At 42.8% G+C, this 21482-nt stretch carries 22 protein-coding genes; 12 read left to right on the top strand and 10 right to left on the bottom strand.

Going from position 1 to position 21482, the window contains the following annotated elements; all coding sequences use genetic code 11:
* The first annotated feature begins 171 nt into the window (after positions 1-171).
* The 5 genes from F6J99_RS21590 to F6J99_RS21570 all read left to right on the top strand — a co-directional run bounded on the left by F6J99_RS21590 (position 172) and on the right by F6J99_RS21570 (position 3300).
* Complete coding sequence (locus F6J99_RS21590; RefSeq protein WP_293115172.1) at positions 172-819, top strand: Uma2 family endonuclease; 648 nt, start codon at positions 172-174, stop codon at positions 817-819.
* A gap of 126 nt (positions 820-945) precedes the next feature.
* Positions 946-1104, top strand: coding sequence for a hypothetical protein (locus F6J99_RS21585; protein WP_293115170.1), 159 nt, complete (start codon positions 946-948; stop codon positions 1102-1104).
* 4 nt (positions 1105-1108) lie between these two features.
* Complete coding sequence (locus tag F6J99_RS21580; protein ID WP_293115168.1) at positions 1109-2020, top strand: Uma2 family endonuclease; 912 nt, start codon at positions 1109-1111, stop codon at positions 2018-2020.
* Between the two features lie 30 nt (positions 2021-2050).
* Positions 2051-3010, top strand: coding sequence for an aldo/keto reductase (locus tag F6J99_RS21575; RefSeq protein WP_293115166.1), 960 nt, complete (start codon positions 2051-2053; stop codon positions 3008-3010).
* A complete protein-coding gene (locus F6J99_RS21570; RefSeq protein WP_293115164.1) occupies positions 2998-3300 on the top strand; it encodes a hypothetical protein in 303 nt (100 codons plus the stop codon). The genes F6J99_RS21575 and F6J99_RS21570 overlap by 13 nt, the downstream gene beginning before the upstream one ends.
* Positions 3301-3466: 166 nt before the next feature.
* Here the strand turns inward: F6J99_RS21570 and F6J99_RS21565 are convergent, their stop codons facing one another.
* From F6J99_RS21565 to F6J99_RS21550, 5 genes are all read right to left on the bottom strand, one after another.
* Positions 3467-3688, bottom strand: a complete 222-nt coding sequence (locus tag F6J99_RS21565) for a hypothetical protein (protein WP_293115162.1) — start codon at positions 3686-3688, stop codon at positions 3467-3469.
* A gap of 1241 nt (positions 3689-4929) precedes the next feature.
* A complete protein-coding gene (locus tag F6J99_RS21560; protein ID WP_365973852.1) occupies positions 4930-5172 on the bottom strand; it encodes a helix-turn-helix domain-containing protein in 243 nt (80 codons plus the stop codon).
* Positions 5173-5352: 180 nt separating this feature from the next.
* Positions 5353-5844, bottom strand: a complete 492-nt coding sequence (locus F6J99_RS45665) for a transposase (protein WP_365973850.1) — start codon at positions 5842-5844, stop codon at positions 5353-5355.
* Complete coding sequence (locus tag F6J99_RS21555) at positions 5807-6667, bottom strand: transposase (protein ID WP_365973848.1); 861 nt, start codon at positions 6665-6667, stop codon at positions 5807-5809. Before F6J99_RS21555 ends, F6J99_RS45665 begins: the two co-directional genes overlap by 38 nt.
* A 490-nt stretch (positions 6668-7157) precedes the next feature.
* Positions 7158-8894, bottom strand: a complete 1737-nt coding sequence (locus F6J99_RS21550; RefSeq protein WP_293115160.1) for a hypothetical protein — start codon at positions 8892-8894, stop codon at positions 7158-7160.
* Between F6J99_RS21550 and F6J99_RS21545 the strand changes: the two genes are divergently transcribed.
* From F6J99_RS21545 to F6J99_RS21535, 3 genes are all read left to right on the top strand, one after another.
* A complete protein-coding gene (locus F6J99_RS21545) occupies positions 8877-9002 on the top strand; it encodes a hypothetical protein (protein ID WP_293115158.1) in 126 nt (41 codons plus the stop codon). The genes F6J99_RS21550 and F6J99_RS21545 overlap by 18 nt on opposite strands.
* 647 nt (positions 9003-9649) lie before the next feature.
* Positions 9650-10891, top strand: coding sequence for a CPBP family intramembrane glutamic endopeptidase (locus tag F6J99_RS21540; RefSeq protein ID WP_293115156.1), 1242 nt, complete (start codon positions 9650-9652; stop codon positions 10889-10891).
* A gap of 41 nt (positions 10892-10932) precedes the next feature.
* Positions 10933-11217, top strand: a complete 285-nt coding sequence (locus tag F6J99_RS21535) for a hypothetical protein (protein WP_293115154.1) — start codon at positions 10933-10935, stop codon at positions 11215-11217.
* 76 nt (positions 11218-11293) lie between these two features.
* On the opposite strand, the gene F6J99_RS21530 is transcribed toward F6J99_RS21535, so the two are convergent.
* The 4 genes from F6J99_RS21530 to F6J99_RS21515 all read right to left on the bottom strand — a co-directional run bounded on the left by F6J99_RS21530 (position 11294) and on the right by F6J99_RS21515 (position 15131).
* A complete protein-coding gene (locus F6J99_RS21530) occupies positions 11294-11920 on the bottom strand; it encodes a heme-copper oxidase subunit III (protein ID WP_293115152.1) in 627 nt (208 codons plus the stop codon).
* Entirely contained in the window at positions 11892-12125 is a 234-nt protein-coding gene (locus tag F6J99_RS21525; protein ID WP_293115150.1) for a hypothetical protein, read from the bottom strand. Before F6J99_RS21525 ends, F6J99_RS21530 begins: the two co-directional genes overlap by 29 nt.
* Positions 12126-12175: 50 nt before the next feature.
* Positions 12176-13858 (bottom strand): cytochrome c oxidase subunit I, encoded by a 1683-nt coding sequence (gene ctaD / locus F6J99_RS21520; RefSeq protein ID WP_293115148.1) that lies wholly within the window; start codon positions 13856-13858, stop codon positions 12176-12178.
* Positions 13859-14117: 259 nt separating this feature from the next.
* A complete protein-coding gene (locus F6J99_RS21515; RefSeq protein WP_293115147.1) occupies positions 14118-15131 on the bottom strand; it encodes a cytochrome c oxidase subunit II in 1014 nt (337 codons plus the stop codon).
* A gap of 583 nt (positions 15132-15714) precedes the next feature.
* On the opposite strand from F6J99_RS21515, the gene F6J99_RS21510 reads away from it, so the two are divergent.
* From F6J99_RS21510 to F6J99_RS21500, 3 genes are all read left to right on the top strand, one after another.
* The gene (locus F6J99_RS21510) at positions 15715-16683 is read left to right on the top strand and encodes a heme A synthase (protein WP_293115145.1); all 969 of its coding nucleotides are present in this window, start codon (positions 15715-15717) and stop codon (positions 16681-16683) included.
* A 184-nt stretch (positions 16684-16867) separates the two neighbouring features.
* Positions 16868-18145, top strand: a complete 1278-nt coding sequence (gene iscB, locus F6J99_RS21505; RefSeq protein ID WP_293057086.1) for an RNA-guided endonuclease IscB — start codon at positions 16868-16870, stop codon at positions 18143-18145.
* A gap of 107 nt (positions 18146-18252) precedes the next feature.
* A complete protein-coding gene (locus tag F6J99_RS21500; protein WP_293115143.1) occupies positions 18253-19251 on the top strand; it encodes a heme o synthase in 999 nt (332 codons plus the stop codon).
* A 330-nt stretch (positions 19252-19581) separates the two neighbouring features.
* Here F6J99_RS21500 and F6J99_RS21495 read toward each other — a convergent pair whose 3' ends face one another.
* On the bottom strand, positions 19582-19887 hold the full coding sequence (locus F6J99_RS21495) for a DUF4090 family protein (protein ID WP_293115141.1): 306 nt from the start codon (positions 19885-19887) through the stop codon (positions 19582-19584).
* A gap of 445 nt (positions 19888-20332) precedes the next feature.
* Here F6J99_RS21495 and F6J99_RS21490 point away from each other — a divergent pair.
* Positions 20333-21482, top strand: a 1150-nt coding sequence (locus F6J99_RS21490) for a caspase family protein (protein ID WP_293115139.1), incomplete at its 3' end; no start/stop codon positions are given.

Here is a 21482-nt window from a genome sequence, read left to right as displayed (position 1 = left end):
CTACTACCTACTCCCTACTCCCTACTCCCTCCTCCCTACTCCCTACTCCCTACTCCCTACTCCCTACTCCCTACTCCCTACTCCCTACTCCATAAAAATCAGTACAAAAGTCCCTCAAGCAATTGAGCACTGCTATAAATAAAAGTAATCCTAAAGAGGTAATCATATCCCATGATCACAGGAAATTATGAACTGGCTGAACACCGAGTAATTTGCAACAATGTCAGTTGGCAGATATTTGAGCAATTACTCACAGAATTAGGAGAAAATCGCTCCACTCGCTTGGCTTACGATGACGGAACATTAGAAATTATGACTCCCTTAGGTCCCCATGAAAATAATAACCGCTTTATTGAACGCTTGATTGGTGCGATCGCTGATGAATTAAATCTAACTATCAAAACCTTTGGCTCCTTGACTCTAAAGCGAGAAACACGGTTAAAAGGGGCAGAACCTGACTCTTGTTACTATCTCCAAAATGAGCCATTGGTAAGACATAAGCAAAGCATTAATTTAGATCATGACCCACCCCCTGATTTAGTCTTAGAAGTCGATATCACCAGTGGTTCTTTAGATAAGCGCCCCATTTATGCAGCGATTGGTGTCCCTGACTTATGGCGTTATAATGGACAAAAATTAGACGTTTTTGTGCTACAACAACCGATTTTAATTTATAATCAAGTAAATCAAAGCCCAACCTTCCCTTGGATGCCTTTGAATGCTATTCCTAGGTTTATTAACCAAAGTTTAGTCGATGGCGAAACAGCAACGTTACGGGCGTTTAGAGCTTGGGTTAGGAAACAAAATAATTTTGAGTGATAACTGCTAGCTAATAAGCTAACTCTTCAAAATAGATAATGACCTAACCACTGATTTATAATAACACCAAAAAATACTCGGATTTATTTCCTACTATTCCCTATTCCCTACAGGTGCATCTCATTTTTGCTATTTGACCCAGTGGTGCGTTACGAGGTGGGCTATTTCAAAGCTGGCGAAGAGGCGCAAAATCAGGGAGATCCCACCCCTAACGCACCCTACGCAAAATTTACTATTCCCGATTCCCGATTCCCGATTCCCGATTCCCGATTCCCGATTCCTTAAAAAAATGACTAAAAACTTCATTCCCCAGAATGAAGCTCCTGCTTCTCCTAAAGAAACGCTACCTACCATGTATGATCTGCCGAGTGAGAATCCGGAGGAACCTGGTTTGCCAGACGAATTTCACGATTTACAACCAGAATTATTAAGTCGTACCTTTCGTTGTCAGTATTACCCTTCTGAGGAAGTATTTATTGGTACAGATTTAAATCTTTACTATGATGTGCGCCATCCTCAATGGTATAAACGCCCGGATTGGTTTTTAGTAGTAGGAGTTCCCCGTTTATACGAAGGCACTGATATTAGATCTAGCTATGTAATTTGGCAAGAGGGAGTTAATCCCTTTGTAATTGTGGAATTGCTGTCACCGACAACTGCTAAAGATGATTTGGGGGATAACCTAGAGCAAGAATCTGAAGTATCTATAGTTGATGGAAATAGTGATAATATTCAACGACACGATAGTAATAAAACGAGTAATAGTAGCAGTGAGTCTACCCATCAAACTATTCCTTCCAAGTGGGAAGTCTATGAGCAACGATTACGGGTACCTTATTATGTCGTGTTTAGTCGCTATACCAACCAAATTCGGTTTTTCAAATTAATCGGAGCTGGTTACCAAGAGCAAGGAATTTTAGCTGAGCCACCCCAGATTTGGATTCCAGAACTAGACATAGGTGTGGGATTGTGGTGGGGAGAGTATGCAGGGATAACTCGTAATTGGTTACGCTGGTGTGATGGTTCGGGAAATTGGCTTCTGACTGATACAGAACAGGAACGGGAAGCAAAAGAACAAGCCCAGCAACAAGTGAAACAAATTGTAGTCAATCTGTTGCAATCAGGGATGGATGTTGAACAAGTTGCTAATATCACTGGAGTTGATCGGGATCAAGTAATATCATGTTCAGACCAGTATTAAGTAACGCCGAAAAAGTTAAAGGAGTTAAGGATGGAAACCAGAGCCTTAGGCACTTCGGAGGTAAAAATCACCCCGATTATCATGGGCACTTGGCAGGCCGGTAAAGCTATGTGGGTAGGCATTGAAGATGCTGAGACCATTAAAGGGCTGCGAGCAGGATTTGAGGCGGGGATAACTACGGTTGATACTGCAGAAATTTACGGGCAGGGTCACTCGGAACAAATTGTTGGTCAGGCTCTAGCAGAGGTAAGGGACCAACTGGTTTATGCTACCAAAGTGTTTCCGAATCATCTTAAATATGACCAGGTGATCGAGGCTTGTGAGGGTTCCTTGAAAAACCTCAATACAGATTATATCGACCTCTACCAGATTCACTGGCCTTCTGGCACCTTTGGAAGTGAGGTAGTGCCAATTGAGGAAACCATGAGCGCTCTCAATACCTTGAAAGAGCAAGGCAAAATTCGGGCAATTGGAGTCTCCAATTTTTCCCGCAGCCAGTTAGCAGAAGCTTCTCAGTACGGACGAATTGATAGCCTGCAGCCTCCCTACTCTCTGTTTTGGCGTCAGGTGGAGCAAGATGCTATGCCTTTCTGTGTAGAGCACAATATCTCGATTATTGCCTATTCTTCCTTAGCTCAGGGATTATTAACTGGCAAGTTTGGTCCAGAGCACACGTTTGAAGAAGGGGATCATCGCAGCAAAAATAAGTTGTTCAACGGTGATAACTATCAACGAGCACAGCAAGCATTAGCTCAGCTACGACCAATTGCAGAGCGTCATCAGTGTACCCTGGCTCAGTTGTCTCTGGCATGGTTGATGTCTCAGCCACAAACTAATGCGATCGCAGGATTGAGAAATAGTGACCAAGCTATTCAAAATGCTCAAGCCGTTGAGGTTAAGCTGTCTGCTGATGAGCTACAAGACATTGATCAGATTGGACGGTTGGTTACAGACCATTTAGATGATAATCCAGTGATGTGGGATTTTTAAGGGACAGCGGTCAGGGGTCAGCGGTCAGGGGTCAGCTTTCAGCCGTCAGCTTTCAGCCGTCAGCCGTGGCACAGGCTTTGGCCTTGGCCAAAAGGCCACGCGGGGCGCGTTTGGCCACGCTGTGCGAACGACGCTGGGACTTAACTCAGATTAAAGCAATGCTTACCGGTTGTCTTGATGCAGTCGCTCATGGGGGAAACCACGGCAGTTGCTCATGGGGGAGACCCCCTTTGGCGGCACTGCCTCCCCAAGACCGCGCTGCATCGCTTATTCAAATGCTGTTCGCGTAGCGTGCGCGTAGCGCATTAACTGATTGCTGATTGCTGATTGCTGATTGCTGATTGCTGAGTGTCAGTAACCAAAACTATTTCCCAGATAGTGTAAACAACTATCTGGGGATTCAAGGAAATTAACAAGGATAACCCAAGTTGATCAATAATTTAGGCTATCCAGTGATCAATCTTCCTTTGCCTCTTTAACTAACTTGGTTATCGCTTCGATAATTGTTTTTGAGTAAACGGTTAAGGCAATGACTGCGGCCACTGCTGCTCCACCTTGGATCAGGGGGATAAGTAGCCCGCCATTATCAGAAGGTGTAGGGATATTTGATGCTACAGCTTCAGTAGCAACAACCTGGCTAACTTCCACATTGAAATCAGTATTGAGATCTGTTAGCATAGTAATTTAGCGGCTCTCTAAGAGCCGTGTGAATTCTCTATGTTAGAAGGACAGCAGCCAGAACCGGCCTGCGAAACTGAGTCTGGCTGAGTCTTTCTAGTATGAAAATCTGGCACTACTCCACCTACATGGCAACGAGGCAAAACACAGTAAATCGCACAGATACACTGTGGTAGACTTTGCAATGACTACGACCATTGAAGGCTAAAACACTCCTCCACTTCCCTGAGTTATAGATTTACATCTTTGAGATGCACCTGACAATGGCTCCTATAATCAGGAGCCGGTGATGGAGATCGTCTCACCTATGGTTGTGTGGACGTAGCCTTCTAGAAGGGTAGACGAGTCAGTGGTATGACTCACTGGCTTTTTAAGAATACCTCTTACATCGACCATTTCCAGATTAGGAGCATTACCAAGAGCTGCCAATCAGAATGAGTCCATAGTTATATCCCATATGACTCTAAAAAATCTGAGATGCTAAGCCCTTCGAGATATATGCAGATTATCTCGAAAAAGCCTATTCTGTCAAGGGATTTTTTGAAATTTGTAATAATTACCTACTTATATAGATATCATGTATTGATCTACCTGTGTTGCATAAATGGGGATTTTGTTATAAAAATTTACATTTAGAGATTGACAGGCGATCGATTCAACATCAAACTAATCTTTCATACCAAATCCGCTTTACCAAGTCTATTTTAAAAAAAAACACAAAGTCCTTGCCCAGAGAAGATTTGGGTATTTTTTGTAATCAGCCTATAATAACCGGATTTGGTATCAATCCAATTTTCCCCACTTATCTGGGGATAAATATTAGCTTGTCAAATCCCAGGGTAAACCCATCTTATTGTCAAATGCCTACTGGGGTAGTGATAAATAATTAGTGATACAATATTGCATTTACCTTAAATAAGGCATTTTTTTATGGAAAAATATAACAATTTGACTATCATTAATTAGCAGTAATTATATAACTTATAAGAAATACTGCAATTTCTCAATAACCGCTGGTTGACAGATGGGATCAGCAATTTATCAGGCAGGGCTACCCACCAGTCCATGGTCTATAGCCTTTTGTCGAATCAAATCTGGTAAGGGGGGGATTTTGTCATCCCCTCGCAAGCGGGACAGTTACGTAGGGTGCGTTAGGGAAGGGCTCGCCCTCATTTTCTCGATAGCCAGCGTTAGGTTGCTGCCCGTAACGCACCACGGTGTCTACCTGTTTACGACTATCCCTAGGGCGAATAACCTTCAAGATTATTTCCACATAATCGCTCCAACAACTCCCTGGGAATAGCATCGAAATTTTCCAACAAAAAGTCCATCAGAGCAAGATGTCGTAACACGTCAGCAGCAGGAGCTTTATAGCGCTTAGTTCCAGCAAACCAGCTGTTAACTGTTGCGATGGAGCGGGAGCAGATTAATGCCATGTCTTCTCGAGTGACCTCCCATTTCGAGATGAATTCCTTTGGTGTCATGGCCAGTTGCCAGTTACTGTACAGTTGAATCAGAATTCGGTCTAAGTCAGTTAGGGGACGAGGATAGGATTTTGAGCGAGTAGGTTTCTTCCCTGCTAGTTGTGCCAGGCGATCTAAGTATCGCTGGTATTGACATCCTCCCCCGTTAAATCAAAGATTATAACGGGGGATTCCCAAACCTCACAATTTGGGTTTACTGCTTCTTAAGCACTTATCTAGGTTGTTATCAACCCCCGACAGCCCGCCTACACAGTCAATTTTCTTTCCCACGATCTGCCCGACCGCAGTGATACCACGTTGACAAATCACTTGAGCAGCTGAAACATCTCTGTTAATTTCGTAATGACATTCAGGACATTTGTGTATGCGTTCAGACAAATATTTTTTGCCTGTATTTATACCACAATTTGGACAAATTTGACTAGTATATCTGTAATCAACTTTGCCAAAATATACGCCTCGTTTCCAACAAACCCAAGCTAAGATATCAAAGAACTGACCAAAACCCGCATCAAGGGTATGTTTACCTAACATTCCTTTTGCCCAAGTTCTGAAATCTAAGTCCATGTCCTTCGGACAGGCTTCGCCAACAACAAATATCATTCCAGCCTGGTCACAAAGATAATTTGCTAACTTAAAGCGATGCAGCGCGGTCTTGGGGGTTTCCCCCATGAGCGACTGCATCAAGACAGTGAAAATCTTTTCGGGTATCTGATATTTTCTGATGAAGTCTTGCTATTTTACAATTTAGTTTATGTTTATTTTTGGAACCTTTTTTCTTTAGCTTCAATCTGCGTTGTAGCAATTTCAGCTTACCGTGCATCTCGCTTAAAAATCTAGGTCGCTCTATTAGTTGATTATCAGAAGTTGCTAAAAACTTATCTAACCCAACATCAATCCCAAGCGGATGACCCCGTGGTGGAGTATCAGGAACACTGACTTCACTTTGTAAAGACAGCATTGCAAAATAACCACTAGCTCGTCTAACTATTCTAACTTGCTTTATCTTAAAACCATCTGGAATTGGTCGTGATAATCTCAGTTTAACTAATCCAATTTGAGGCAGTTTAATCCACTCATTATTTATTGGATTTGTTTTAAATTGAGGAAAAACAAACGACCGCATTCGGTATAGATTTTTGAACCGAGGAAAACCATATTCCTGTTCTTTCATATTTCTAAATGCTAGATCTAAAGTCTTCAAAACTTGTTGTAAAACTTGAGCATTTGTTCTTTTCAGTTCAGGATTGGTCTTTTTGGCTTTAGTTAAATTAGCAGCTTGTAAGTGATAACTAGGATAGGGTTCATTTGCAGAAATTATATATTCTTTTTGTAACGAACAGTAATTAATCGAACATCGCTTACTTTCGTGCCAGTCTTTTCGCTCTCTTAAGGCGTAATTCCATACCTTTCTACAGACCGCCAACATATCTTCAATGATTGCAGTCTGTTTCTTTGTTGGGACTAGCTTGTACTCGTAATTAAGTGTCAACATAAATCTATGTTAGCATGAATTTATCAAAATCTAATCACCTGGGTAGACAAGATACAAACAAAATTTAAATTGTAACGCTATCGCGACATTTTAGATAGATAGCATGATCATTTGAGCGTTTATTTGGCATCATGGAATTAGCTCCAATGTACTTGGGGAATAAGCCGCGCTCTTGTAATGATGGTCTCAAGCGCGGCTTTTTATCCGATAATTATATCGAAAAATTAGAGATATTTATGATTACTAATTACGACAAACTTGTCAATATTTTTTTTATTTATTGACAGATTTCAAAAAAAAAATTTTTTATATTGGAAATTGTAACGATTAGCTATTAATTCAATTTATGGGACAGTGATTTAATCAAGTAATATAGCATTTTTAAAATAGCCGATGGAAACAATATTGTTTCCATCTTGCCTTTTGCCTTTTGCCTCTTGCCTCTTGCCTACTCCCTACTCCCTACTCCCTACTCCCTACTCCCTACTCCCTACTCCCTAACAATACATTTCGCCTCCAAAACCACCAATCCCTTAGTTTCAAACACCGAACAGGATGCCATCACTTGTTCCAAAGCAGGTTTTATCCCTTGTTCAAGTTGTTGAATAGCATGATTAGCGGCTGGCTGATACTGCTTCAACCATTTGCGATCTTTAATAGCATCAGCCTTTAACTCGATTGGGTTTAATACCCAAAAATCAATATCATAGGTTTTAATAAATTCCTTAACAACGGAGAGATTAGCACTATATTGGGCATCAATTAAATCTAGAGTTCGTTGTCGAAATTTATAATAATATCCGACGTGGTAAGGAATAGCATATTCACTGGCTACTAAAACCGAACGCTGAGCAAAGGTGGGGATATTATTCATCTCTGGAGACAGAGAAGCAATTAAGCTATCTTTCGGTTGTTGTTGAAAAAAGTTATACAAGGATGGAGTATCCCCGACTTTATACGCAGTAATGGGAAAATCATCCACAAAACTAGGATATAATAGTAAGGCTGCTGCAATTATCGTAGTAGTTGCTATCGCCAAAACGTTAGGTATAGAAAAAATCCCAGAAAACCCGCTTTGACTAGGCTGGGTTGCCCACTTAAATACGCTATCAATCAGAATGATAAAAACTATGCCAGCACTTAGCACCATGATCACTCTCAGACTATGTTGAGTATAGCGACTAGGAAGATGTAATTTAAATAGCAAAACATGAGCAGCAACAAACATCCCGAGAGACGCTATCACCATCTGGAGCAAAAGGGTAATTTCTTTACTGATCTGCTTTACTAACGGAAATTTATTGGGAAATAAGGGCAAGAGCAGCAGTAAAAATCCCGCTGCATTTGTAGCTGGAGTAAGAATCGAAGTCAGACGAATTCCGCTTCTGCCTTTTAACCAAAACTTAGCAGGATCATCGTCATAAAAAAAACGCGATCGCCCCCCTGGAAAAAACTCTGGTAACTGTCTGGCTTCAGCGACAGAAATCACTGGACCAAACTCATTGGTTTTCAGAGCATAGGGCAGCATCACCAAAAAAGCTACTATCAATCCCGCCAGACACAACCAACGTCGCTGTTGGGATAAGCCTAACTTACCATTGCGCCATTCAAATAGTCGTAAAACTAAGGTACCGGAAGAGATAAAGACTAACTGGGGATAGAATAGACCTTGGAGTGCGATCGCACCCAAACAAAACCACAATGACCCCCGCACTAGGTAATACATAAACCCCAACAATAGGGGATAGACAAACGCCTTCGGTGTTCCAGACACCACCGTATCAGTCATTCCCAACGCTTGAGACAGCAACAGGGTAGCACTAAAGGCAGCTGCTGGTACTGGGAACAATTCCAGACATACCCAAAAGCAATAGCTAGCGCTAACCAAATTCAACACTACCGGTAAGAGTTTGTTAAATAGCAATGGATTAACACCCAATGCTGCTATCACTCGATAAACTGTAGTGTAGCCAGCTGGAGCAACCGTTTGAAAGTAATCAGCAATTAAGTCTTTAGGAAACAGCTCTGGATCAAGAAATCGCATCATCCAAAATATATGTTGTCGAGCATCATCTTGGACAATATACTCACCGCTGAACGCTTCCCGTAGTGCTAGCAGACTATACACTACGGTAAAGGTTAGGCTGAGGCTAAACCAAAAGATAACTTGAGGAGTCCATCGTTTGTTACAAGGAGTTGTTAGGAATCTTTGAATACGGGTAATCATTTAGTCAAGGGAATCGGGAATCGGGAATCGGGAATCGGGAGTCGGGAGTCGGGAGTCGGGAATCGGGAGTCGGGAATCGGGAATCGGGAAAAAATCTTGTGTATCTAATTACTATGAGAAACGCTATATAAGTGGTTCTGGGGGGGCGACATGCAAGCTGAAATCCTTACTGGGTAATAATTTCAGTCCATAAGTTACTTCAGGTGCGCTCTTACTTGGCGAATTAAATTCGCCACGGGTCGCACCTAAAATATACATGCTGTTTTGGGCACGACCTTGGACATAGTTATAAGGGTTTGAGCTTCCATAATATGAATCGAGGGTCAATTTCCGACTGTATCAAGCCATAGCTCATTGGCTTCAAAGCCTTATATAGTCAGCTTTTTAGGGCGCATGTCGCCCCCTCAGATAAGTGGTTTCTGCTTTCAAGCTTGCCCACTCCCTCTGTTTTTGTCAATCCTCTCTATGCCATTGGGATGAAATGCTTTGAGAAGCAGCAAATTACAAAACTAGTTGTGGTACTCATATCGGAGGAATTAGATTCAAGTAATACTACGATTTTTGCCAATAGTGCTGAAAAAATTAGCAAAAATCTCTACCTCACGGAAAATGCGTGTGATCTCCTCTCACTATACAATTCTCGTCATAGGTGGCTGAAATCTAATTGCTTCACAGCTATTCGAGCGTCTTTATTTCAGTGTTGTAGAGTTCGTCGAATTCACGTTAACAATAATATTTTATTCCCTATTTAGGCAATGAAAATCAATAATACTAATTCCAAAAATGCATCTTTCGATCTCATTATTTGTGGATTAGCTTTCCAGTTTATTCCGTTATTAATTTGTGTATTAACTTTATTGATTTGTGAAGGTTTTTCATTACCATTTCCTAGATTTTTAATTTCTTTAACTATATTCACAATAGGATATGGATATATACCTCTTCTCAAAGGATGCCGTCTATATAGTTACGACAAGGGATATGCAAGTAAGTGGGGATGGTTCGGATTATTAAGTATTTTGGGATTATCAGTCCTATTACTTTTGCCCGACAAGAGAACTAATTTTTATTCAGAAAACTCATTGGGTAAAAACTCAATAAATTTCCCCTTCAATAAGCTTAATATTACTGAATTTTGCTTATATTGGTTTATAGCTTTTCCAGTTTTATTAGCGGTCATATTATTAATACTATTTATTAGTATAGATATTGTATTGTTTTTATTGGTGAATTGGAATTGCTTTGGGATTTTCGAAAATGCCAATTTTGACATGGTATTTATTCTAATATTAGAGTGTTTAACCGGATTTTTTTTATTTAAACATCTCCAAAAATTTGGATTTAATTTTGATAAATTTGGCATTTTCAAACCAAAAATCAGTAATCTAAAACTAATTTTAGTTATAGTATTTTTTAACTATATATTTGCTTGGAACTGTCATTCGTTGAATTTATATTATCTTTCTTTAATTGTTCCAGATTCTATTTTTGAAAAAATAATTAATAAATCAGAATTTACAAATACTATCGGGATACTTTTTTTTAGCTTTTCGACGATTGTTTTTGCTCCGTTATTTGAAGAGCTTATTTTTCGTGGTATAATATTGCAGAAGTGGGCAATAAAATGGGGTATTAAAGCTGGAATACTAACCTCATCATTATTATTCGCTATTTGCCATTTGCGATTCGATATTGTACCATTGTTCATTTTAGGAACTATATATTGTGTTCTCTACTTTAAAACTGGCAAATTAATAGTACCAATCATTTGTCATAGTCTTTACAATACTATTGTGACAATTTCTATGATTGTACAATACTATAGTATATCAAACGGTGAATTAATTTCGATAAACGATTATCAAGCTTCAATGGAACCATTATTAGGTCAAAAAGCAGTTATAGCAGCTATATCCTTTGCCGTTATCATGGTTTTTTTATATAGAAATTTTCCTAAACAAGATGACATCCTTCCCTACTATAGAAATCCTAAGTGATTGATTAAAATGGTAAGGAATCCAACGGGTTAAATTCACCTGTGCTGTTTGGATTAGCGCTACCACCATCCATCAACAGGCATCTTGGTGGAACGGGCATCTTGGTGGAACGGGCATCTTGGTGGAACGGTCATCTTGGTGGAACGGGCATCTTGCCCGTTACAACAATTTCCGGACGGACTATCCCAACCCTGGCGACGAAGCGGAAAATGAGTGGGAGCCCAAAGCTGGTGCGTTACGGGGCGGACTATCCCAACCCTGGCGACGAGGCGAAAAATAACGACAAGTCCGCCCCTAACACACCCTACTTCAACATTCAACCTTGAACCTTAAACCTTCAAAAAAAAACCCCCAATCGGAGGCTAGTGCATCAAAACTTTGTTAACCAAACTGTGGCGAAAACTAATTAATCAAATACACGATTACAAACAGAACAATCCACACCACATCAACGAAGTGCCAGTAGAGTTCTGCAGCTTCTACACCAAAATGCTCTTCACTGGAGTAGTGCTTTGAATTTAGCGATCTCAATAATACTAACATAATTAACCCGAGTCCACAACTAACATGAAGACCATGGAAACCAGTTAAGGCAAAGAAAGAACTGGTAAATAAGTTAGTAGTCAGACCAAAGTCTACATGGGTGTACTCATAGACTTGTCCTCCTAAGAACATCGCACCCATCAGAGCAGTGATTCCAAACCAGAGTCGCAAACCAGAGACATCATTCTTCTTAATAGCACTCTGGCCCCGGTGCATGACGAAACTACTAGTAATCAGGATGATGGTGTTAATTGTTGGCACCAATAATTCTAATTCTGTACCCTCTGGAGGCCAAGCTGGCATGGTCGCTTTATAAATTAAAAAAGCGGCAAACATTCCCAAGAAGGTCATACTATCAGCAGCTAGAAACACCACCAAACCAAACATCCGAAAATCCGGATGCTCCTCGTGATGTACCTCTGCTGCCTCAACCTCATGATGATAGTTGAGGCTAGTTTTAGACGGATCTATCGTTGAGCCTTGCATAAATTCCTTTAGAGTAAGTTAGCAGGTTGAAGGTTAACAGGTTGAAGGTTAACAGGTTGAAGGTTAACAGGTTGAAGGTTAACAGGTTGAAGGTTAACAGGTTGAAGGTTAACAGGTTGAAGGTTAACAGGTTGAAGGTTAACAGGTTGTTCGCGTAGCGTGGCAAAACAACCTTCAACCTTCTAACTAAACAACCTTCAACCAAAACAAACCTTGGCCTTTGGCCACGCTACGCGAACAACCTTCAACCCACACTTACCCAACATCTCCTTTAACTTCAACCAGCAACTCCTCGACCTGTTTATCGGTGTCAACACTATAAGTGTCAATACCGTATTCGTAAGGACCGGACCACAAAATTGGTTCCTCGTCAAAGTTCTCAATAGCAGGAGGAGATGTAGTTTGCCACTCTAATGTCAGAGCTCTCCAAGGATTGCGACCAGCAATCGGGCCACGGTTCACACTCCAGATGATATTAATTACAAAGGGTATGGTAGAAACCGCTAGAAGATAGGAGCCAATGGTGCAGATCATGTTGAGGCTTTGAAACTGGGGGTCATACATAGCAACCCGACGGTTCATACCCAATAGACCTAGCTCATGCATCGGCAAAAAGGTCATGTTTAGACCAATGAAGGTCAACACAAAGTGAATGCGTCCTAAGGTTTCGTTGACCATTCGCCCGGTCATTTTGGGGAACCAGTGATAAACTGCGCCAAATAAGCCGAGCACACTACCACCAAATAGAACGTAGTGGAAGTGAGCGACAATGAAATAAGTGTCATGAACATGGACATCAAAGGGAACGGAAGCGAGCATTACACCGCTAAGACCCCCAATCAAAAATGCCGAGATAAAGCCCATACCAAAGAGCATGGCACTATTTAAGCTAATTTTTCCGCCCCAAATCGTTGCCACCCAGCTAAACACCTTAATCCCTGTGGGCACAGCAATTAGCATGGTGGCAGCCATAAAGAACATCCGCAACCAACCAGGAGTGCCACTAGTGAACATATGGTGCGCCCAGACAATTAATCCTAGGAAACAAATCAACATACTGGAGTATGCGATCGCACGATAGCCAAAAACCGGCTTACGGGCATGTACCGGTAGGATTTCCGAGATTACTCCAAAGAACGGTAGCACCATGATGTACACCGCCGGGTGGGAGTAAAACCAGAACATGTGCTGGTAAACAATTGGGTCTCCTCCCCCAGCCGGGTTAAAGAAATTGGTGCCAGCAATTAAATCAAAGGACAGGAAAATTAATGCTGCTGCTAGGACTGGAGTACCAATCAAAACTAGGATTGAGGTTCCTAACATTGCCCAGCAAAATAGAGGCATATCATGAATAGTCATGGTAGGTGTGCGCATCTTCACAATAGTGGTGAAGAAGTTAAGCGCCCCTAGCACTGAGGAAGTCCCGATCACCAGGATGCTCAGAATCCAAATTTCTTCACCCACCTGAGAACTAATCAAGCTCAAAGGGGGGTAAGAGGTCCAACCGGCTTCGGGAGCACCTACGAAAAAACTACTCATTAACAGCAAACCCCCCACAGCATTCATCCAGAATGCCACCGCATTTAGCTTGGGGAATGCCATATCCTTTGCCCCAATCATCAAGGGAATCAGATAGTTAGCAAAAGCAGCACCAGCCGGAATAATCCATAGGAACAACATAATTGTTCCGTGCATGGTGAACACTCGGTTGTAGGTTAAAGGGCTCAATAAATCCGGGTCTGGGGTGGCCAACTCTGTGCGAATTAATCCAGCTAATGCGCCACCGATGAAATAGAACACAAATGAAGTGACCAGGTATTGAATCCCAATCACTTTATGGTCGGTATTGAAGGTAAAGTAATCTTGCCAACGCCGCTCATGTTCTTCAACATGACCAGCATCTTTGACAGATTCCGGTTTTTCTACTTGCGTCGTCATGGGATAGTGGAGGTGTGATTAACTAAAAGGATAGGCAAGAGGCAAGAGGCAAGAGGCAAAAGGCAAGAGGCAAGAGGCAAGAGTTAATCAAGAGAATTAAAAATTAAAAATTAAGAATTAAGAATTAAGAATTAAGAATGGATAATTAAGACTGTAGACTTTAGACTGAACTAATTCTAACTTCTAACTTCTGAATTCTAAACTCTTTATTCTAACTTCTAACTTCTAACTTCTAACTTCTAACTTCTAAGTGATGAACTTATTTGATAATTGCAGGATGATGGTGAGAGTGGTCTAGGTGTTGGAGAGTTTGGGAATCAATACCCATTTCAGAGGCATAGGGAGCCAAGAACTCACCCTCTGACATGGTAGTAGGATTAACAGCCACCGCTTTTTCCATGGTGTCTGCACTAGCAAATTGATTTTCCTTAACCCAGGCTTGATACTCTTCCGGTGTTTCAACGATTAACCGGGTTTTCATTCCTCCATGGTAGGACCCGCAGAGTTCAGCACAGATGATCGGGTAATCACCCACTTTAGTTGCTGTAAATCCTAGTTGACTAATCCGACCTGGGATAGCATCTTGCTTAATCCGAAACTCTGGCAACCAGAAGGCGTGGATCACATCGTTAGCTTCGATATTCAGCTTAACCGGTTGTCCAACTGGGACATGCATTTCCCCAGACATAACACCGGTTTTCGGGTAGGTGAAAATCCAGGCATACTGCATACCAGCGACATTAACCTCTAGGGGTTCACCTTGACCTTCTTGTCCTGGAGGCGCTCCAATACCTAGGGCAACTGTGCCTTGACCTGGAACCATGGCAATCAGATTTTCATTCCCCTCTTGCCCAGATGGTGACATCTGATGATTGTGGGCAATCTCTTGGTGATGGTGGTCATGAGAAGCCATCGGATCCAAGCCTCCCATAGCGTTGTAGACCTCAAAGCTATAGACAGCTAGGACAAAAACAATCACCGTAGGGATTGCGGTCCAAAGCATCTCTAGGGGGATGTTGCCATGGGTCGATGGCCCATCGGTTTGGTCATTTTTTTGTCTACGAAATTTGATGACTATTAGGATAAGTGCCCCTTGGATGAGGAGAAATAGACCAGTGGAAATGGTCATCATCAGGTTGAACAGACCATCTACATCACCGGCTTCTGAGGAGGCGGCTACTGGCATAAGTCCATGATTCTGACCGTACCAGAGACTAATCAGGGTTATGAAAATGCCAGCAATAAGGGTTGAAATTTGGCTTGGAATGTTCACGAGATTAGGGTTGAATACTTATATCAACAAAAGTAACAGGGATTATCAAGGCAGGCGAGGCACGAACCGATTTAGTGTCCTAGAATGTCAGGCCATGGCTATATTTTTGAGGAAAATCAGCCTTCTGGTGAGCTACTCCCCCCCATAATTCCCACATTAGAGACCTTCTGATGGGTGTGAGTAGAGGATATAGAGCTAGCCAAGCTCGCTCTATTAACTAAGGTAAAGCAGTTAAACAATTGATTGGGTCAAACCTTGAGATTTTTAGACTTTTTTTTAGGATCACTAGCCCAGCACCTGAAAAATTTTCAGAAAACTTAAGATTTTATTCAATAAAACTTAACATAGCTAAAAAAAATATAAAAAAGTAAATCAATAGTAAATCATGGAGTCCAAGTAACTATGACCCTTTAGGGCAGGGGAGTAGCAATCTGAAAAATCTCTAAAGCTTCAGAAATTAAGGAAAAGGCTGGTTACAGTGGTATAGGAATAGAGATGATCCTTGAGATTGGCAATCTTCTACCAACGAAAATGAGCCACTACTCAGGATTTGATTAACTTAGTTTGCATTTTCCTATTGCAGATGGCTATAGCTCAATCGGCTCTTGATCAGAATCAGAATGATGTAACCTCCAACAACCTTAGCCAGCCTCAGGCCAGGATTCGGAGCTTGGTGTGGAAAATTGCGATCGCTACCCTGCTGTTGATGGCAGTAGGCAGTGCCACCAGGGTGATGAATGCTGGTCTGGCTTGCCCAGACTGGCCCTTATGCTATGGTCAGCTCGTGCCAAGCCAGCAGATGAATTTGCAAGTATTTTTAGAGTGGTTTCACCGCCTTGATGCATCCTTGATTGGTATTAGTGCGATCGCTCTCGCTAGCTTATCGTGGTGGCATCGGCGGGATTTACCCAACTGGCTGCCCTGGATATCAACATTTGCTCTAGGGCTAATTATTTTCCAAGGAGTCCTGGGGGGACTGACGGTTACAGAACTGCTCAGGTTTGATATCGTCACTGCTCATCTAGGAACAGCACTGCTATTTTTCTCAACTCTAATCGTGATTGGTACACTGCTGACCCCCTATCAACTGACAGGTTCAGTTGGGAAGTTACCTTGGCTGAGCTTAACCGCAGTGATTTTTGTTTATCTACAAAGTCTAATAGGTGGATTAGTCGCTTCCCGCTGGGCAGTGCATCAGTGTTTTGGCGGATCTCAGCTGTGTAGCGTGATGAATAGCCATATTGCTGGTGTGGTGCCAGCGACCGTAGCAACTCTCGCCGTCGTGGTGATAGCATCCCGGACACCAGCCCTACATCCAGTACTGCGAAAGTTAGCTAATCTCGCTGCTAGCTTGGTAGTTTTACAGATACTCCTCGGTGTTGCTACCTTCCGGTTAAGGCTACAAGTGGAACTACTAACTATCTGCCATCAAGCAGTGGGAGCAGCATTATTAGGAGTACTGGTAGGGTTTACAGTCTTCGCCTTACGTCAACAATCCCGACTGGGATTCCACCCCACCGATCAATCGACGGGCAAGAGATCCTGTAGTTGACCAGACTAAGCCAGTTCGACTGGCTACGTTAGATAGGCTATCGCACCCTAGGGTGCTTGCCAGCTCTAGGCTCTGAGGTTTCAGATTAAACATCTGTAGAGGGATTAAGGAAGTGTCTGAAACAGGACAAACCTATCTAACCTTGTCGAGGCAAAAGTAACACGCAAGTAGAAGAGACGAAACCATGTCTACAAACTACGTTCTAGTTTTAGATACCAACCGAAAACCGCTCAACCCTTGCAAACCTGGGATGGCTCGTAGCCTACTTAAAGCAGGCAAGGCAGCGGTATTTAAGCGGTATCCATTCACCATTATCCTCAACAAAGCAGTTGATGATGCCCCCAAACCAGTCCAACTCAAAATCGACCCAGGCTCCAAAGTAACTGGGCTTGCCCTGGTGCAAGATGACAAGGTTATATGGGGAACAGAACTCTATCACCGAGGGCAGCAAATTAAGGCTGATCTTGAGGACAGACGAAAATTGAGGAGAGGAAGGCGAAACCGTAAAACCCGGTATCGTCAACCTAGATTCTTAAACCGTACTCGTCCAGAAGGTTGGCTTGCTCCATCGATACTCCATCGGGTTCTGACTACGATGACCTGGGTTAGACGATTAACCAAGTTTGTTCCCGTTACAGGAATCTCATTAGAGCGAGTTAGATTTGACACGCAGAAAATGATCAACCCTGAAGTTTCAGGTGTTGACTACCACCAGGGTGAACTACAGGGGTATGAAGTCAGAGAGTACCTGTTAGAGAAATGGAATCGGCAATGTGCATACTGCCAAGCCACAGACACCCGTTTGGAAGTCGATCATATTCACCCCAAATCCAAAGGGGGATCTGACCGAGTATCTAACCTGACCCTTGCTTGCCATGACTGTAACCAGGCTAAAGGAAACCAAGATATCAGAGACTTCCTCTGTGGTAAGTCTGACCTACTCAATCGAATTCTCAGCCAAGTTAAGCAACCGTTATTAGATGCGGCAGCGGTCAACTCAACTCGGAACAAGATTGCTGAGGAGTTGATTGCTACAGGTTTACCTATTGAGTTTGGCACAGGTGGACAAACTAAGTATAACCGTTGCCGATTAGATCTTCCTAAAACTCACTGGCTTGATGCTGCCTGTGTAGGAGTTGTTGTCCATCTCACCCTTGAGACTAAGCAATGTTTAACCATCACAGCATCAGGACATGGAAACCGACAGATGGCTGGTGTTGATAAGTATGGCTTCCCATACCGCCACCGTACTCGTCAGCAAGTTCATTTCGGTTTCAGAAGTGGCGATATCGTCAGGGCGGTTGTACCCAAAGGCAAGAAAGCGGGAACCCATGTAGGTCGGGTTCTGTGTCGGAAGTCCGGTAGCTTCGACATCCAGACTAAATCTGGCCGAGTCACTGGAATCAATCACAAGTATTGCAGCACTATACACGGGAGGGATGGCTATGCCTACGTATTCTAAGGATGCGCTGTCGCGCTGCTGTCATGTAAGGGGAGAGCTTTCCTCCCCATGCGTGAATCGACAGGGGCTTCCAGCTCTCCCCTTGCTAACAATTTTCGGTGAATTGAATGCTTGGGACTAGTTTAACTCGTCAACATGAAAACATAAGAGAGGTTATTCAAAGTTACTATCAACTAACAAAGCCTCGAATCATTCCACTACTATTAATTACCACAGCAGCAGGGATGTGGTTGGCATCCGATGGACAAGTCGATCCTATATTATTGCTAGTTACCTTGGTCGGTGGTACTTTGGCCGCAGCATCTGCCCAAGTGCTTAACTGCATCTATGACCGTGATATCGACTATGAAATGTTGCGCACTCGCCACCGTCCCATTCCCTCTGGGAAAGTGCAGCCTCGTGATGCTTTGCTGTTTGCGATCGCATTAGCAATCCTGTCGTTTACGCTACTAACAGTCTTCGCTAACCTCCTTAGTGCCTTACTAGCGCTATCTGGCATTATCTTCTATATGCTCATATACACTCATATCCTCAAGCGCCACACTGCCCAAAACATCGTCATTGGTGGTGCAGCAGGAGCAATTCCAGCGCTAGTGGGTTGGGCTGCGGTGACAGGAGAATTGAGTTGGGCCCCTTGGTTACTCTTTATCATCGTGTTCTTGTGGACACCACCTCACTTCTGGGCGTTAGCCTTAATGATTCACGAGGATTACGCCAAAGTTGGGATACCGATGTTACCGGTAGTAGCCGGTGAAGAGGTTACTGTTCGTCAAATCTGGTATTACACCTTATTAGTCGTCCCCACTTCCCTATTGTTGATCTATCCTTTAGGAGAATCGGGGGTGGTTTATGGAATAGTTGCTATTCTTTTGGGCAGTATTTTTATCAAAAAAGCATGGTTGCTGCTTCAGGAACCTACAGACAATCAACTTGCCCGGTCTATGTTTAAGTACTCAATTCTCTACATGATGTTATTGTGTACCGGTATCGTAGTAGATAGCTTACCGATGACCAGGGAAATTACTGCAACTGTGGCAGAGAATTCCCAAGTTTTGATTCAAGCGATTTCCACAGTATTGGAACAGGTAAGTATTAACTTAGTCTAGGGTGTTTGCTGGTAAGCTATCAGCTATTAGCTATCAGCTATCAGCTATCAGCTATCAGCTAATGGCTACCTCCCAGCGTCGTTCGCACAGCGTGGCCAAAGGCCAAAGCCTGTTCCACCGCTAAGGGAAGGGCTGATAGCTTAATACTTACGTTTAATGTTACTTACAATAGGGTTGGTGAATTAGCTAAGAGCTGTAACAATTCGCCAACCCTATTGATATTTATACTCTAGGGATCCTAAATCAAGTGTGATAATTTTTGATCCGAATTTCCCGACTCCCGACTCCCGACTCCCGACTCCCGACTCCCGACTCCCTACTCCCTACTCCCTACTTACCCCCGTAGTAAAAGGCAATCTCTTTATCTTTAAGAGGGGTGAAATCAGCATCGAGCAGCATTTGATTGAGTTCTGCTTGAGGGATGTGCTTCGCTCCAATCCGCACAATTCTGGATCTCATGGTATTGCTGACACCGCTTCGTTGCCGTTGAGCTTCCAACCCCATCACTTGGTTGTAAAGGTCTAGTTTAGCTTTGGGGATTGGCGAGCCATCTAAATCAATTCCCTTTGTGATCGCATCATCAACCGCATCAGCACCTGTAGTGTTCTGAGTCTGGGAATTAGTTTCGGTAGACATAGTAAGCTAATAGTAATAAATACGAGAGTATTTTACAGGGTGTCGGTTTCCTTAACAAAGGGTAGAATTAGATTCAAAAGTCCCCCTTATTAAGGGCAGGGCGATTTCCTTCTGGCAAAAACATAAATGGGTACCCACCCCTAACCCTCAGGAGGCAGGGCTGTTTCATTCTTGCCAAAAATAGTTTGAATGCCAACTGCTATATTCCCTGCCTCCCTTAATAGGCGTTGCTGATTATGGGTATGGTTTTGCCCCCCTAACCCCCCAATTTTGGGGGGAACAAAACTCTCTTGCGTCCCCCAAAGTTGGGGGACCAACGGGGGCTTTAACATGCACCAGATGATCGCGCATTCATTCCTTAATTCAGCAACGCCCCTTAATAAGGATGAATTCCTGTTCGATAAAAAACCATAATTGTGTACTTAATAAAATTGCAAACCGCTATATGTTCTCCCGCAATCTCGCCTTTATCATCGGCATCAACAACTACCAAAACGGCATTTCCCCCCTGAACACCGCCGTAAACGATGCCAAAAAACTAATAGAAATTCTCCGCGAGAAGCATGGTTATCAAGTCTGGGAATGCTTAGACGAAGTAGCGACTCTCTCTAACTTCAACAAATTTTTAGACCAAACCCTACCCGAACAAGTCACTGAAAATGACCGCTTATTATTTTACTTCGCTGGTCATGGAGTTGCTCTCAATGGGGATGATGGCCCAGCTGGTTACCTAATTCCTCAAGATGCCAAACTGCGGGATACTAATAGTTATCTGCCTATGACCAAGTTACATGATGCTTTCCATCAATTACCCTGTCGTCATTTCTTAGGTATCCTAGACTGCTGTTTTGCTGGTGCTTTTAAATGGTCAAGTACCAGGGATTTACTCACATCGCCAGAAGTAATTCACCAAGAGCGTTATGACCGTTTTATTACTGACCCGGCCTGGCAAATCATTACTTCCTCAGCTTCGGATCAAAAAGCTTTAGATAACTTTAATTTAGATAGCGAACGCGGTCAAATCGGCAATCATTCCCCTTTTGCTAGTGCATTATTAGAAGCCCTAGAAGGGGCAGGAGATATCTATCCTCCTGCCACCAATGGCAAACCCGCTGGAGATGGGGTAATTACAGCCACAAAATTATATTTATATTTACGGGATCGAGTCGAAATTCCCACAGAAAAATGCCGTGTGCGCCAAACCCCTGGTATTTGGTGTTTAGACAAGCACGATAAAGGGGAGTATATCTTTCTGTCTCCAGGACATGAACTTAATTTACCCCCCGCACCACCATTAGATGAGTCGAAAAATCCCTATCGGGGTTTAAACTCCTTTGAAGAGGAACACAGTCAACTATTTTTTGGGAGAACATTACTAGTAGAAAAGTTACAGGATTTTGTCAAGACTCATTCCTTAACTGTGGTCTTAGGTGCTTCCGGTTCGGGTAAATCGAGTTTGGTGAAAGCGGGATTAATTCCCCAGTTGAAACAGGAAAATACCGATAAATGGTCGATAGTGTCACCAATTCGTCCCGGAGAAAACCCCTTCCAAGCTCTCACGAAAGCCCTGGTTGAGGCGGGATTACCAAAAGTCG

This window comes from Moorena sp. SIO4G3 (assembly GCF_010692305.1).
Lineage (GTDB): Bacteria > Cyanobacteriota > Cyanobacteriia > Cyanobacteriales > Coleofasciculaceae > Moorena > Moorena producens_A.
Note: the sequence above shows the minus strand (reverse complement) of the source record. Positions and strands in the feature narration are given on the sequence as shown.